Origin of the sequence: Ancylobacter sp. TS-1 (assembly GCF_009223885.1) — a bacterium.
Lineage (GTDB): Bacteria > Pseudomonadota > Alphaproteobacteria > Rhizobiales > Xanthobacteraceae > Ancylobacter.
Map to the genome: position 1 here is coordinate 1,478,577 of NZ_CP045144.1, position 13,919 is coordinate 1,492,495.

General features: G+C 71.5%; 11 protein-coding genes. 6 read left to right on the forward strand and 5 right to left on the reverse strand.

Annotated elements, in window-relative coordinates; translation table 11 throughout:
- Window positions 1-68: 68 nt before the first annotated feature.
- Complete coding sequence (locus GBB76_RS07150; RefSeq protein WP_152302666.1) at window positions 69-1,931, reverse strand: ABC transporter ATP-binding protein; 1,863 nt, start codon at window positions 1,929-1,931, stop codon at window positions 69-71.
- Window positions 1,932-2,058: 127 nt separating this feature from the next.
- On the opposite strand from GBB76_RS07150, the gene GBB76_RS07155 reads away from it, so the two are divergent.
- Together GBB76_RS07155 and hemF are read left to right on the forward strand one after the other, a co-directional pair.
- A complete protein-coding gene (locus GBB76_RS07155) occupies window positions 2,059-2,754 on the forward strand; it encodes a VIT family protein (RefSeq protein ID WP_152302667.1) in 696 nt (231 codons plus the stop codon).
- Window positions 2,755-2,815: 61 nt separating this feature from the next.
- The gene (gene hemF / locus GBB76_RS07160) at window positions 2,816-3,697 is read left to right on the forward strand and encodes an oxygen-dependent coproporphyrinogen oxidase (protein ID WP_152302668.1); all 882 of its coding nucleotides are present in this window, start codon (window positions 2,816-2,818) and stop codon (window positions 3,695-3,697) included.
- A 101-nt stretch (window positions 3,698-3,798) separates the two neighbouring features.
- Here hemF and GBB76_RS07165 read toward each other — a convergent pair whose 3' ends face one another.
- From GBB76_RS07165 to GBB76_RS07180, 4 genes are read right to left on the reverse strand one after another with little or no spacing between them, the layout of a single operon-like run.
- On the reverse strand, window positions 3,799-5,010 hold the full coding sequence (locus GBB76_RS07165) for a CCA tRNA nucleotidyltransferase (RefSeq protein ID WP_152302669.1): 1,212 nt from the start codon (window positions 5,008-5,010) through the stop codon (window positions 3,799-3,801).
- A 10-nt stretch (window positions 5,011-5,020) separates the two neighbouring features.
- Window positions 5,021-5,281, reverse strand: a complete 261-nt coding sequence (locus GBB76_RS07170) for a DUF6111 family protein (protein ID WP_152302670.1) — start codon at window positions 5,279-5,281, stop codon at window positions 5,021-5,023.
- Entirely contained in the window at window positions 5,278-5,961 is a 684-nt protein-coding gene (locus tag GBB76_RS07175) for a CoA pyrophosphatase (RefSeq protein WP_152302671.1), read from the reverse strand. Before GBB76_RS07175 ends, GBB76_RS07170 begins: the two co-directional genes overlap by 4 nt.
- Window positions 5,958-6,545, reverse strand: a complete 588-nt coding sequence (locus GBB76_RS07180) for a DUF1285 domain-containing protein (RefSeq protein ID WP_152302672.1) — start codon at window positions 6,543-6,545, stop codon at window positions 5,958-5,960. The genes GBB76_RS07175 and GBB76_RS07180 overlap by 4 nt, the downstream gene beginning before the upstream one ends.
- A gap of 227 nt (window positions 6,546-6,772) precedes the next feature.
- Between GBB76_RS07180 and GBB76_RS07185 the strand changes: the two genes are divergently transcribed.
- From GBB76_RS07185 to GBB76_RS07200, 4 genes are all read left to right on the forward strand, one after another.
- On the forward strand, window positions 6,773-7,783 hold the full coding sequence (locus tag GBB76_RS07185; protein ID WP_152302673.1) for a MoxR family ATPase: 1,011 nt from the start codon (window positions 6,773-6,775) through the stop codon (window positions 7,781-7,783).
- A gap of 100 nt (window positions 7,784-7,883) precedes the next feature.
- The gene (locus tag GBB76_RS07190; RefSeq protein ID WP_152302674.1) at window positions 7,884-8,819 is read left to right on the forward strand and encodes a DUF58 domain-containing protein; all 936 of its coding nucleotides are present in this window, start codon (window positions 7,884-7,886) and stop codon (window positions 8,817-8,819) included.
- Window positions 8,816-11,698, forward strand: coding sequence for a DUF4159 domain-containing protein (locus tag GBB76_RS07195; protein WP_152302675.1), 2,883 nt, complete (start codon window positions 8,816-8,818; stop codon window positions 11,696-11,698). The genes GBB76_RS07190 and GBB76_RS07195 overlap by 4 nt, the downstream gene beginning before the upstream one ends.
- A 142-nt stretch (window positions 11,699-11,840) precedes the next feature.
- A complete protein-coding gene (locus tag GBB76_RS07200) occupies window positions 11,841-13,913 on the forward strand; it encodes a hypothetical protein (RefSeq protein ID WP_152302676.1) in 2,073 nt (690 codons plus the stop codon).
- Window positions 13,914-13,919: the final 6 nt, after the last annotated feature.

The window sequence follows — 13,919 nt, forward strand, 5'->3', positions numbered from 1 at the left end:
CCGGCCAACGCGGCGCTTCGCTTGCCCCCCTCTTCCCTCAAGCCTCGGGGATGAGGGCGGAAAAGGGATCACTCCGCCGCCGCGTCCACCTCATCCGCGTCGATAAACCCGCCGGACTGGCGCTGCCACAGCCGGGCATAGAGCCCGCCGCGCGCCACCAGCTCGGCATGGGTGCCGGTCTCGACGATGCGCCCGTGCTCCATCACCACCAGCCGGTCCATGCGGGCGATGGTGGAGAGGCGATGGGCGATGGCAATCACGGTCTTGCCGGCCATCAGCGCGTCGAGATTGGTCTGGATCGCCGCTTCCACTTCCGAATCGAGCGCCGAGGTGGCCTCGTCCAGCACGAGGATCGGCGCGTCCTTCAGCAGCACGCGGGCGATGGCGATGCGCTGGCGCTGGCCGCCTGAGAGCTTGACGCCGCGCTCGCCGACATGGGCGTCGAGCCCGGTGCGCCCCTGCGGATCGGAGAGCCCGGCGATGAAGCCGGCGGCATGGGCGCGCTGCGCCGCCTCCCAGACCGCCGCCTCGTCGGCCTCCGGATGGCCGTAGCGAATGTTGTCGCGCACCGAGCGGTGCATCAGCGAGGTGTCCTGCGTGACGACACCGATCTGCGCGCGCAGGCTCTCCTGCGCGATGGCGCAGAGGTCCTGCCCGTCGATCAGCACGCGCCCGCTCTCGGGATCGTAGAAGCGCAGCAGCAGGTTCATCAGGGTGGACTTGCCGGCGCCCGAGGGGCCCACCAGCCCCACCCGCTCGCCGGGACGGATGACCAGCGACAGGTCGTCGATGACGCCGGCGCCCTTGCCATAGTGGAAGCTGACATCCTCGAAGCGGATCTCCCCGCGCGCGACGACGAGTTCCGGCGCCCCGGGGCGGTCGACCACCTCGCGCGGACGCGACAGCGTGGTGATGGCTTCCTGCACCGTGCCGACATTCTCGAACACGCCCGTCACCACCCACATGATCCAGCCGGACATGTTGGTGATGCGGATGGCGAGGCCGGTGGACAGCGCGATGGCGCCGAGATTAATCGCCCCGACCGACCACAGCCAGAGTCCGAGCCCGCCGACGCCGCCGAGCATCAGGCTGTTCAGCACGCTCACCGTCGCCGCCATACGGGTGATGTGGCGCTGCTGCCGGCTGTTGTCCTCGATGTTGCGCGCCAGCGCCGAGCGGACATAGCTGTCCTCGCGGTCGGAATGGGCGAACAGCTTCACGGTGAGGATGTTGGTGTAGCTGTCGACTACCCGCCCGGTCAGCGCCGAATTGCTCTCGGCGGTCCGCTTGGAGAGATGGCGGATCTTCGGCACGAAGACCGTCAGCGCCAGCACGTAGAAGACGATCCACCCCACCATCGGCATGGCGAGGCGCCAGTCGGCCTCGGCGAAGAGCAGTACCGCGCTCACCGCGTAGATGCCGGCGTACCAGAGCGCGTCGATCACCTCCACCACCGAGCCGCGCACGGCCGGCCCCGCCTGCAGCACGCGGGTGGCGATGCGGCCGGCGAAATCGTTGCTGAAGAAGCCGACGCTCTGGCGCACCACCCAGCGATAGGACTGCCAGCGGATCATCGGCCCGACCTTGGCGGTGATGGTCTGGCGCACCAAAAGGTCGTGCAGCAGGTTCGCGCAGGGGCGCGCGACCACCACGACGAAGCCCATCCACAGCAGCAATCCGCCATGGTCCGCGAAGATCGTCTGCGGCGAGGAGGTCTGCACAAGGTCGACGATCTGCCCGATATAGCGGAACAGCGAGACCTCGATGATGGCGACGAGGAACGCCGCGCCCAGCGCCGCCACATAGACCCAGCCGGTCTGCCGGACGAAGTGCAAGTAGAACGCGAGCAGGTCCTCCGGTGGCCGCGCGATCGGCATCGGATGGAAGGAATCGACCAGCTTTTCGAACAGGGCAAAGAGGCGTGCGAACATGGCCGCCTTCTGCGCCGCCGATGCGGCACCAGTATGTCGAAGCCTGAGGCTTTGACGGCGCCATCATACCACCTTCAAGATCCTCGCCCAGACTGGCGCCGTTGCCACACCCGAAGGATGATTCCCCATGCGCGCCCGCCACGCCGAAAGCCATTTCATCGACCGCGCCGGCTGGCTGCGGGCCGCTGTGCTGGGCGCCAATGACGGCATCCTGTCCACCGCCAGCCTGATCGTCGGCGTCGCCGCCGCCGATGCCGACCGTGGCGCGGTGCTGCTCGCCGGCATCGCCGGGCTGGTGGCCGGCGCCATGTCGATGGCGGCGGGCGAGTATGTCTCGGTGTCCTCGCAGTCCGACACCGAAAAGGCCGACATCGCCCGCGAGAAGGCCGAACTGGCGGCGGACCCCGTCGGCGAGCATGCCGAGCTGACGGCGATCTATGTGGCGCGGGGCCTCGATCCCGCGCTGGCCGCGCAGGTCGCCACGCAACTTACGGCCGGCAACGCCCTCGAAGCCCATGCCCGGGACGAACTCGGCATCAACGAGATCACCACGGCGCGCCCCGTCCAGGCCGCGCTCGCCTCGGCCGCCAGCTTCGCCGCCGGCGCCGCGCTGCCGCTGGTGACGGCGCTGGTGGCGCCCGCTGCGGGCGTGCCCGTCACGGTCTCGGCGGCGGCGCTGGTCTTCCTCGCCGTGCTCGGCGTCGCCGGCGCCAGGGCCGGCGGCTCGGACCCGCTGAAAGCGGCCGCCCGCGTCACCTTCTGGGGCGCGCTCGCCATGGCGGCGACCTATGTCATCGGCGCGCTGTCCGGCACCATGGTCTAGCCGCCCCTTCCGGCACCGCGCGGGAGGCGCTAGAAGCGCGGCCAGCCGATTGGGGATTGCCATGACCGCCGATGTTGAAAGCCGCAAGGTCGCCGCCCGCGCCTGGTTCGAGGAACTGCGCGAGCGCATCTGCGCCGCCTTCGAGCGGCTGGAGGACGACGCCCCGGCCGGCCTCTATCCGGGCGAGCCGGGCCGCTTCGTGCGCACGCCCTGGCAGCGCACCGATTCCACCGGCGCCCCCGGCGGCGGCGGCATGATGGCGATGATGCACGGCCGGCTCTTCGAGAAGGTCGGCGTCCACTGCTCGACCGTGCATGGCGAGTTCGCCCCCGAGTTCCGCAAGCAGATTCCCGGCGCCGAGGAAGACCCGCGCTTCCACGCCACCGGCGTGTCGCTGATCGCCCATATGCACAATCCGCACGTGCCGGCGGTCCACATGAACACCCGCTTCGTCGTCACCACCAAGGCGTGGTTCGGCGGCGGGGCGGACCTTACCCCGGTTCTGAACGCCCGCCGCACGCAGGAGGACCCGGATTCGGTCGCCTTCCATGCGGCGATGCGCGGCGCCTGCGAGGGCCGCCCGCACATCGACTATGCCCGCTACAAGGCGTGGTGCGACGAGTATTTCCACCTGCCCCACCGGGGCGAGCCGCGCGGCATCGGCGGCATCTTCTACGACTGGCTGGACTCGGGCGATTGGGACGCCGATTTCCACTTCACCAAGGCGGTGGGCCTCGCCTTTCTCGACGTCTACCCCCACCTCGTCCGCGCCAATTTCGACAAACCGTGGACCGAGGCCGAGCGCGAGGAACAGCTCATCCGGCGCGGGCGCTATGTCGAGTTCAACCTGCTCTACGACCGCGGCACGATCTTCGGGCTGAAGACGGGGGGCAATGTGGATTCGATCCTCTCCTCCATGCCGCCCGTGGTGAAGTGGCCGTGAGGGAAAGCCGTCATCCCGGACGCGCCAGCGGCGCGATCCGGGATCGCGGGATATTGGGGAAGCGATCCCGGCTCTCCGCTACGCTTCGGCCGGGATGACGATCACCTCGCCGCCCCCTCGATAATCCCCTCCAGCGCCGCCTCCCCCATGGGGAAACCCGCCTCGATCCACGCTTCCTCCGCCCGCTTGAGTGCGGCGCCAAGCGCCGGGCCGGGGGTCAGGCCGCGCGCGAGGAAGTCGGCGGCCTTGAGCGGAAACTCCGGCAGCGGCCAGTCGGCCGCGATGGAGGCCAGAGCGCGCCAGCCCTCCTCGTCAAGGGCGGCGCCGGAACGGGCGAAGGCGATCAGCGCCCGGTCCTGGAACGTCTCGCGGCCCATGCGGTAGAGGAACGCCTTCTGCCCCTTCTCGCACATGCCCGGTGTCGGCGCCGGGCCGGCGAGCGCGGCGAGGCGCGCGGCCTCGCTATTGGAGAGCCGCAGCCGCTCGCGCAGCGCCAGCGCATCCGCCTCGCCGCGCACCGCCAGCGCGCCGAGCCGGCGCACCGGGTCGGGCGCCATGCCGAGGCCCGCCTCGATGCCGGCGAGCCGGGCGAAGGTCGGCACGTCCCCCGCCCCGCCGAGCACCGGCGCCAGCAGGCCGGCGGCGTCCATCGTGGCCAGCGTCTCCGGCGCGCGCGGCGCGACGATGAGCTTGAGCAACTCCGCCCGCACCCGCTCGCGCGAGAGCCGATCGAGCCCGGCGCGGTTGCGGATCGCCGCCGCCAGAGCGGCCTCGTCCAGCGGCCCCCGACCGAAGGCGGCATGGAAGCGGAACAGGCGCAAGATGCGCAGATAGTCCTCGGCGATACGCACATCCGGGTCGCCGATGAAGCGCACCCGCCCGGCCCTGGCGTCCGCCACCCCGCCGACGAGATCGACCAGCTCACCCTCGCGGGTGAGGTAGAGTGCGTTCATGGTGAAGTCGCGCCGCTCGGCGTCATGCCGCCAGCTCCGGCCGAACACCACGCGGGCGCGCCGGCCGTCGGTCTCCGCGTCCTCGCGCAGCGTCGTCACCTCATAGGGCTCGCCCTGCGCGATCACTGTCACCGTGCCGTGCTCGATGCCGGTCGGCACCGGCTTCAGCCCGGCCGCGTGCGCGCGGCGCGTCACCTCGTCGGGGGTGGCGGTGGTGGCGATGTCGATATCCGAGCGCAGGCCGCGCCCGATCAGCCAGTCGCGCACCGCGCCGCCGACGATGCGAGCCTCCTCGCCCGCCCCGTCCAGCGCGGCGAGCACGCGGGCGAGGCCCGGGCGGCCCTCCAGAAGCGGGTTCATGCCCGGCGTCTCATTCGATATGGCCGGGGGTGAGCACGCCGTCCTGCCAGGTCGGCGGCACGTAGCGCCCGGTCGTCGGCCCGCGCCCCGTGGCCTCGATGAAATAGAGGCTCGCCGCCACCAGAAACACGGCCAGCAGCGAGCAGACGACCAGCGCCCGCAGCGACCAGGCGGCGAAAACCGAGTCCACCTTGCGGCCATGGCGCAGATACAGCGCGAAGGCCGCGAAGGGCAGCAGGAACAGCGCGATCTCGGCGAGGATGCGGGTCATGGCAGATAGACCCGCTCATAGAGGCTGCGCAATATGCCGGCGGTGATGCCCCAGATGCGGCGGCGCTCATAGGTCATGGCGTGGAAGGTGCGCATCATGCCGAGCCATTCGCGGGTCTCGCGCACATGGTTGTTGGGGCGCATCAGGAAGTCGAGCGGCACCTCGAAAGCCTCATCGACCTCGCCGGGGTTCAGCGTCAGCGCGAAATCGGGCTCCACCGTCGCCACCACGGGCACGATGCGGAAGCCCGTGCGCGACAGATACGCGTCGAGATAGCCGAGCGGCGCGACGAGGCCACGCGCGAGCCCGACCTCTTCCTCCGCCTCGCGCAGCGCCGCGCCGAGCGGGCCGTCGTCCTGCGGGTCGATCTTGCCGCCGGGAAAGGAGATCTGCCCGGCATGGCTCGCCAGATGCGAGGAACGCAGCGTCAGCAGCACGGTCGGCTCGGGGCGGGCGACCACGGGCACCAGCACGGCGGCGGCGCGGATCGGCAGCGCGTCGACCAGCGCGCGGTATTCCGGCGTCAGTTCGTGGTCGCCGCGCGGCGGGTCGCCGGTCAGGTCCGGCACCGCCAGCAGCCGGACGCGGGCACGAGCGACGAAATCGTCGAGCGTCAGCGGCGCGCTCACATCGGTCGCGGCGACATCGGCGGGCGAGAAGGGATGCGGCACGGCGATCATAGGCCCTCTTTCACGGTCTCGGCGGGCGCCAGCGCGAAGAACGCCCGGCCCGAGGCGACGCCGAACACGGCGTGCCCGTCCACCACCCGCTCCTCGGCCCGCTCGGCGAGATCGAGGAACACGGCGCGGGTGAGCCGCGCCCACAGGCCGCGACGCACATATATATAGGGGCGCGGCCCCCCGTCCGCCCCCGTCTCGATGCGCAGCGGATGCACCTCGTCGCAGGCCACGAGGTCGTCCATGTTGGTGCGGAACACCAGCACGGGCAAAGCCCCGCTCTCGTCGACGTTCATCTCGACCGCGAGGAAGGCGGCGTCCTCCACCCGGATGCCGAGCTTCTCCACCGGCGTGACCAGCACGTGGCGCTCGCCCTCGCGCTTGAGCACCGAGGCGAACAGGCGCACCAGCCCCTCGCGGCGAATCGGCCGCCCGTCATGGTGCCATACGCCCTCGCGGTCGATCACGATGTCGATCTCGCCACAATCGGGCGGATTCCAGCTTTCGATCGGCGGCAGGGGGCGTTCGCGACCGTTTCCGACCGCCCGCACCAATTCGTCAAGTCGGCCGGAAGCCCCTGAAGTCATGATCCAATCCGTGTCACACAGACGTAATCGCGCAGTCGTGATCCCCCGCCCGATAGTCGACGCGGTTGCAAGATAGCGTAAGCTTGCCCTTCCGAAAGCCCATGCCTGCCTCCCGTTCCAGACCGAAACGGTACGGTGGTAGGTGCATTGCAATATTGTTTGTTGCAGCGCAACATGGTCGGCACGGATCGTTTCGACACGGGTCTCGGTGATTGCAGGAGTACGACATGACGTCCGCCACCGGCGAGAATTTCGAATCCCTCGACGACATGATCATCCGCTCGGCGGAGTCGACGGCGGCCAATGTGCGCGCCGCCCGCGCCGGCATCGGCGCGGTGATCTTCGGCCAGGAAACGGTGGTCGAGCGCACCCTCATCACCATTCTCTCCGGCGGCCACGGACTTCTCGTCGGTGTGCCCGGCCTCGCCAAGACCAAGCTGGTCGAGACGCTCGGCGTGGTGCTCGGCCTCGATGCCCGGCGCGTCCAGTTCACCCCGGACCTCATGCCCTCCGACATTCTCGGCGCCGAGGTGCTGGAGGAGAGTGCCGGCGGGCGCCGTTCCTTCCGCTTCATTCCCGGCCCGGTCTTCGCCCAGCTCCTGATGGCGGACGAGATCAACCGCGCGAGCCCACGCACCCAGTCCGCCCTGCTGCAATCCATGCAGGAAGGCCATGTGACCGTGGCCGGCGTGCGCCACGACCTCCCCAAGCCCTTCCACGTGCTGGCGACGCAGAACCCGCTGGAGCAGGAAGGCACCTATCCGCTGCCCGAGGCGCAGCTCGACCGCTTCCTGATGGAGATCGACGTCGATTACCCCGACCGCGACTCGGAAAGGAAGATCCTGTTCGACACCACCAGCGCCGAGGAAACCAAGCCGCGCGCGGTGATGAACGCCGACGAACTCGCCGCCGCCCAGCGGCTGGTGCGCCGGCTGCCGGTCGGCGAATCCGTGGTCGAGGCCATCCTCACTTTGGTCCGCTCGGCCCGTCCGGGGTCCGAGGCCGGCGACCTCTCCAAGTTCATCTCCTGGGGCCCCGGCCCGCGCGCCTCGCAGTCGCTGATGCTGGCGGTGCGTGCCCGTGCGCTGCTGGACGGGCGCTATGCGCCGTCGATCGACGACGTGGTGGCGCTGGCCGAGCCGATCCTCAAGCACCGCATGGCGCTGACCTTCGCGGCGCGCGCGGATGGCGAGACGGTGCCGGGCGTCATCGCCAAGCTCGCCCGGAAGATCGGCTGACGACCGGCTGTCCGGGAAGCCCTTGCGTTCAGCCGTGTGGCTGATGGATTGCATTGCCGGCGGCAGGTGCCGCGGCACCGTGTGACGGAGACGAGAGCGGGTGGAGTTCGACGCCGATACAGCCGTGCGAAGCGCAGCGCAGGATGCCGCCGGCCTCGTGGCCGCGATGCCCCGCCTCGTGCTGGAAGCACGCCGGATCGCGGCCAGCGTCCATCACGGCCTGCACGGGCGCCGCCGCGCCGGCACCGGAGAGAATTTCTGGCAGTACCGCCGCTTCATGGATGGCGAGCCTTCCTCGCGCGTCGACTGGCGCCGTTCGGCCCGCGACGACCATCTGTATGTCCGCGAGCGCGAATGGGAAGCCGCCCACACGGTATGGATCTGGCCGGACCTGTCCGCCTCCATGGTGTTCGCCTCGCCGCTGGTCTGGGAGACCAAGCGTGACCGCGCGCTCATCGTCGCCTTCGCGCTGGCGGAGCTTCTGGTGCGCGGCGGCGAGCGCGTCGGCATACCCGGCGTGATGCGCCCCTCGGCCTCCCGCCGCATCGTCGAGAAGATGGCGGAATCGCTGGTCCACGCGCCGAGCCTGCCGCAGAGCCTGCCGCCTGCCTTCGCGCCCTCCCCGCTCGCCGAGGTGGTGCTGCTGGGCGACCTGTGGAGCCCGACCCGCGAGGTGGTGGCCAGCCTCGCCGGGCTCGCCGCCTCCGGCGCGCACGGCCATGTCGTGCAGGTCTGCGATCCGGCGGAAGAGACCTTTCCCTTCTCCGGCCGTGTCGAGTTCCGCGAGCCGGAAAGCGGCGCCACGCTCACCATCGGCCGGGCGGAGACGGTGCGGGCGGAATATGTCGCCCGCGTCGGGGCCCACCGCGAGGCCATCCGCCACGAGGCCGAGCGCCGCACCTGGAGCTTTGTCGTCCACCGCACCGACCGGCCGGCGAGCGAGCTGCTGCTCGGGCTGCACGCCCGCATGAGCGGCGGGCACGGCGCGGTGCCGCCGCGCGAGAGTGCGGCCGACGAGACGGGACACGTGGCATGACGGGTCTGTTCGGGCTGCCCCTCGCCTTCGCCACGCCGATGCTGCTGGCGGCCCTCGCCGGCCTCCCGCTGCTGTGGTTCCTGCTGCGGCTGGTGCCGCCACGCCCGCGCAAGGTCGCCTTCGCGCCGACCCGGCTGCTGCTCGACATTCCGCCGAAGGAGGAGACGCCGGCCCGCACGCCGTGGTGGCTCACCGCGCTGCGCCTGCTGCTCGCCGCCATCATCATCATCGCCGCCGCCGGCCCGATCTGGAACCCGCCGGTCGCCGGCCCCGCCGCCTCCGGGCCGGTGGTGCTGCTGATCGATTCCGGCTGGCCGGCCGCCGCAAGCTGGAACGCGCGCCGCGCCAGCGCCGAGGGCGTCGTCGCCGATGCCGACCTCGAAGGGCGCGGCATCGTGCTCATCCCGACCGGCGAGCCGCCGCTGGAGCCGCGCGTGATGGCGCCGAACGAGGCGCGAGAGCGCCTGCGCACCCTCAGCCCGGTGCCGCATGTGCCCGACCGCGCGCCCGCCCTGAGCAGCCTGCGCAAGGCGCTCGCCGCCGCGCCGGAGGCGTCCATCGTCTATCTCTCCGACGGTGTGGCGCTGGAGGGCGGCGAGGCCATTCCCGCCGACATCGCCGCCGCCGCCGGCAACCGGCCGCTGACCACGCTGGCCGATGGCGTCAAGGAGCCGGTGGCTCTCGTCGCCGCCGACAATGCGGTCGACGCGCTGACCGTGAAGGTGGTGCGGGCCGACCGCAACACGCTGGCGCGCGCCGGAACCGTGCGCGCCCACGACATGCGCGGCCTCGTGCTCGGCGAGGCGCCCTTCGGCTTCGAACCCGGGGCGCGCGAGACCGAGGCCCGCTTCGACCTGCCGGTCGAGATCCGCAACGAGGTCGCCCGGCTCGACATCGTCGACGAGGCCTCCGCCGGCGCGGTGCAGCTGCTGGACAAGCGCTGGCGCCGGCGCACGGTCGGCATCGTCTCCGGCACCTCCGCCGACCAGCGCCAGCCGCTGCTGGCGCCCTCCTACTATCTCACCCGCGCGCTCGGCCCCTTCGCCGACATCCGCACGGCCGAGGGGGCCACGACCTCCGAGGCGATCGACCGCTTCATCGACGGCAAGCTGCCCGTCATCATCCTGTCCGACGTCGGCACGCTGCAGCCGGAGACGCGCGCGCGCCTCGCCCGCTGGATCGAGGGCGGCGGCGTTCTCATCCGCTTCGCCGGCCCGCGCCTCGCCAACGGCTCGGACGACCTCGTGCCGGTGACGCTGCGGCGCGGCGGGCGCGTGCTCGGCGGCTCGCTCTCCTGGGAGCAGCCGCAGTCGCTCGGCAGCTTCACCGCCGAGGGGCCGTTCCGCGACGTGACCGTACCCAATGACGTCACCGTCGAGCGGCAGGTGCTGGCCGAGCCCGACGGCCTGCTCGCCTCGCGCACCTGGGCCACACTCTCGGACGGCACGCCGCTCGTCACCGGCGAGCGGCGCGGCGCCGGCGCGCTGGTGCTGTTCCACGTCACCGCCGACACCTCGTGGTCGAACCTGCCGATCTCCGGCGCCTTCGTCGACATGCTGCGCCGGGTCGTCGCGCTCGGCGGGTCCAGCGCGGCCGAGGCGGGAGGCGAGGCCGGCGCGACGACCGTGATGACCGGCGAGACCATCGCCCCGAGCCGGCTGCTCGACGGCTTCGGCGCCTTCCGCCCCACCACGCCGACCGCCAAGGCGATTCCCGTCGGCTATACCGGCCGCGCCAGCGCCGACCATCCGCCCGGCTTCTACGGCCCGCCGGAAGGGCTGGTGGCGGTCAACGCGCTGTTGCCGCGCGACCGCCTCGTCGCGCTGGACCTGTCCGGCCTCGGCCGGCTGGAGCCCTATCGCGACGCCACGCCCCGCGACCTGCGCGCGCCGCTGCTGCTGGCCCTGCTCGCCCTCCTGCTGATCGATGCCATGATCGTCTTCCTGCTCGCCGGCGGCTTCGCCCGCCTCACCGCCCGCCGCGCCGCCAGCGCCGCCGTGCTGCTCGCCCTCGGCCTCGCCGCCGCCCTGCCGTCCGGTCCGGCGCAGGCCGAGCCCCGGCCGCTGGCGCAGGTGGCACCCGCCACCCCGGCGGCAAAGCCGGACAAGCCGATGACCGCCGCCGAGGCCGATTTCGCGGTGCAGGCCACCAGCGCCACCCGCCTCGCCTATGTCATCACCGGCGACGCCGACACCGATGCGGTCAGCCGCGCCGGCCTGCACGGCCTCACCAGCTTCCTCGGCGAGCGAACCGCGCTGGAGGCCGGCGAGCCGATGGGCGTCGACATTGCGCGCGACGAGTTGTCCTTCTTCCCGCTGCTCTACTGGCCGATCGTGCCCGGCGCCGCCCGCCCGAGCCCCGAGGCGCTGGCCCGCATCGACGCCTTCATGAAGCAGGGCGGCACCATCGTCTTCGACACGCGCGACGCCGAGACCACCCTGCCCGGCTCGAACGGCGCCGGCTCGCCGGCCAACGACACGCTGCGCGCCATTCTCTCCGGGCTCGACATACCGGAACTCGAACCCGTTCCCCGCGATCACGTGCTGACCAAGGCGTTCTACCTGCTGCGCGATTTCCCCGGCCGCTTCACCGGCGGCACCACCTGGGTCGAGGCGCTTCCGGCGCCGGAGGACGGCGAGGAGCGGCCGGCCCGCGCCGGCGACGGCGTCTCGCCGGTGATCCTCACCTCCAACGACCTCGCCGGCGCCTGGGCGGTGGACGATGACGGCCAGCCCATGCTGCCGGTCTCCGGCTCCAGCCAGCGCCAGCGCGAACTCGCCTACCGCGCTGGGGCGAACCTCGTGATGTATGTGCTCACCGGCAACTACAAGGCCGACCAGGTCCATGTGCCGGCCCTGCTGGAGAGGCTCGGGCAGTGATGGAGTTCATCATCCGGACTTTGTCATCCCGGCCGAAGGCGCAGCCGGAGAGCCGGGATCGCTCTCCATTCGGCCCACGATCCCGGCGCGGCCTACGGCCGTCCGGGATGACGGCTGATGGGCGCGCGGAAAGGCTCACCGCATGAATCTCGGCCTCGCCTTCGATCCGCTCATCCCGCTGCCCTGGCTGATCGCGGCCGCCGTCGTCGCGAGCGTGGTGGCGCTGCTGGTGATCGTCTCGCGCACGCGCGGCTCGCTACTGCGCGCGCTCGCCATCGCGCTCGCCGTGCTGGCCCTGGCCAATCCTTCGCTGACGCAGGAGGAGCGCGAACCGCTCTCCACCGTCGTCGCCGTCGTCGTCGACAAGAGCGCCAGCCAGGATTTCGGCGACCGCACCGGCATGACCGAAGCCGCCCGCGCCGAGCTGGAAACCCGCCTCGCCCGGCTGAAGGAGCAGGGCGCCGAGATCCGCTTCATCGACGCCGGCGGCGGTGCCGGCGAGATGGACGGCACGCGCCTGTTCACCGCGCTGTCGGCCGGGCTCGCCGACGTGCCGCCCGAGCGCGTGGCCGGCGCCATCTTCATCACCGACGGCCGGGTCCACGACATCCCGGCCAGCGTCGCCGCGCTCGGGTTCCGCGCGCCGGTGCATGCCATCATCTCCGGCAAGGAGGGCGAGCGCGACCGCCGCGTGGCGCTGACCTCCACCCCGCGCTTCGGCATTGTCGGCCAGAAGCAGACCATCGGCTACCGGGTCGAGGACGAGGGCGCCCCGGCCGGGGCGCGCGTCGCCGTCACCGTGCGCCGCGACGGCGAGGTGGTGGCCCGCCCCATCGTCACCGCCGGCCAGCCGGCGAGCGTCGAGGTCGAGATCACCCATGCCGGCGCCAACATCGTCGAGATCGAGGCCGCCGCGCTTGAAGGCGAGCTGACGCCGGTGAACAACCGCGCGGCGGTTTCCATCGACGGCGTGCGCGACAAGCTGCGCGTGCTGCTCGTTTCCGGCGAGCCGCATGTGGGCGAGCGCACCTGGCGCAACCTGCTGAAGTCCGACGCCAATGTCGACCTCGTGCACTTCACCATCCTGCGCCCGCCGGAGAAGCAGGACGGCACTCCGATCAACGAACTGTCGCTGATCGCCTTCCCCACGCGCGAGCTGTTCCAGCAGAAGATCAAGGACTTCGACCTGATCATCTTCGACCGCTACGCCCAGCAGGGCGTGCTGCCGATGATCTATTTCGACAACATCGTGCGCTATGTGGAGGAAGGCGGCGCCCTGCTCGTCGCCGCCGGCACCGACTACATCTCGGACGGCTCGGTCTATTACACGCCGCTGGATTCCATCCTGCCGGCGGCACCCACCGGCACCATGACCGAGACGCCGTTCCGCGCCCGTCTCACCGAGGCCGGCCAGCGCCACCCGGTGACGCGCGCTTTGCCCGGCTCGCAGAGCGAGCCGCCGGCTTGGTCGCGCTTCTTCCGCGTGGTCGACACGCAGAACCCGCGCGGCACCAGCGTGATGGACGGCCCGGACGGCAAGCCCGTCGTGCTGCTCGACCGCGTCGGCGAGGGCCGGGTGGCGCTGCTGCTGTCCGATCATTTTTGGCTGTGGGCGCGCGGCTATGAGGGCGGCGGCCCGCATATCGACCTGCTGCGCCGGCTCTCGCACTGGCTGATGAAGGAGCCGGACCTCGAGGAGGAGCGTCTCAAAATGTCCGCCCATGGCGGCGACATCGTCGTCGAGCGCCAGACCATGGGCGATTCCGCCCCGCCTGTGACCATCACCACCCCCACCGGCGCCACCCGCAGGACCACGCTGGAGCCCGCCGCGCCGGGCCTGTTCCGCGTCACCTTCCCGGCCGATACGCTCGGCCTGTGGCGGGCGAGCGACGGCATCCACACCGCCCTCGTCAATGTCGGCCCGCTCAACCCGCGCGAATTCGCCGAGGTGACGTCGACGACGGAAACGCTGCGCCCGACCGTCGAGGCCACCGGCGGCGGCGTCTGGCGCATGGCAAACCTCGCGGGGGGCGTGCCGCGCGTCATCGCGGTGCGTTCCGGCGAGCGTTTCGCCGGCGACGACTGGATGGGCCTTGCCATGCGCGAGGTGTCGGTGGTGCGGGGCCTCGGCCTGTTCCCGCTCTTCGCCGGCCTATCCGGCCTGCTCATCCTGCTCGCCGGCGTGGCGGCGGCCTGGGCGCGCGAGGGGCGCTAGCCCCGC

Coding starts and splice junctions, on each gene's coding strand:
- GBB76_RS07175 (WP_152302671.1), bottom strand. CDS start 5,961: ATGATCGCCGTGCCGCATCCCTTCTCGCCCGCCGATGTCGCCGCGACC.
- GBB76_RS07165 (WP_152302669.1), bottom strand. CDS start 5,010: ATGAACCCGCTTCTGGAGGGCCGCCCGGGCCTCGCCCGCGTGCTCGCC.
- GBB76_RS07185 (WP_152302673.1), top strand. CDS start 6,773: ATGACGTCCGCCACCGGCGAGAATTTCGAATCCCTCGACGACATGATC.
- GBB76_RS07155 (WP_152302667.1), top strand. CDS start 2,059: ATGCGCGCCCGCCACGCCGAAAGCCATTTCATCGACCGCGCCGGCTGG.
- hemF (WP_152302668.1), top strand. CDS start 2,816: ATGACCGCCGATGTTGAAAGCCGCAAGGTCGCCGCCCGCGCCTGGTTC.
- GBB76_RS07170 (WP_152302670.1), bottom strand. CDS start 5,281: ATGACCCGCATCCTCGCCGAGATCGCGCTGTTCCTGCTGCCCTTCGCG.
- GBB76_RS07200 (WP_152302676.1), top strand. CDS start 11,841: ATGAATCTCGGCCTCGCCTTCGATCCGCTCATCCCGCTGCCCTGGCTG.
- GBB76_RS07195 (WP_152302675.1), top strand. CDS start 8,816: ATGACGGGTCTGTTCGGGCTGCCCCTCGCCTTCGCCACGCCGATGCTG.
- GBB76_RS07180 (WP_152302672.1), bottom strand. CDS start 6,545: ATGACTTCAGGGGCTTCCGGCCGACTTGACGAATTGGTGCGGGCGGTC.
- GBB76_RS07150 (WP_152302666.1), bottom strand. CDS start 1,931: ATGTTCGCACGCCTCTTTGCCCTGTTCGAAAAGCTGGTCGATTCCTTC.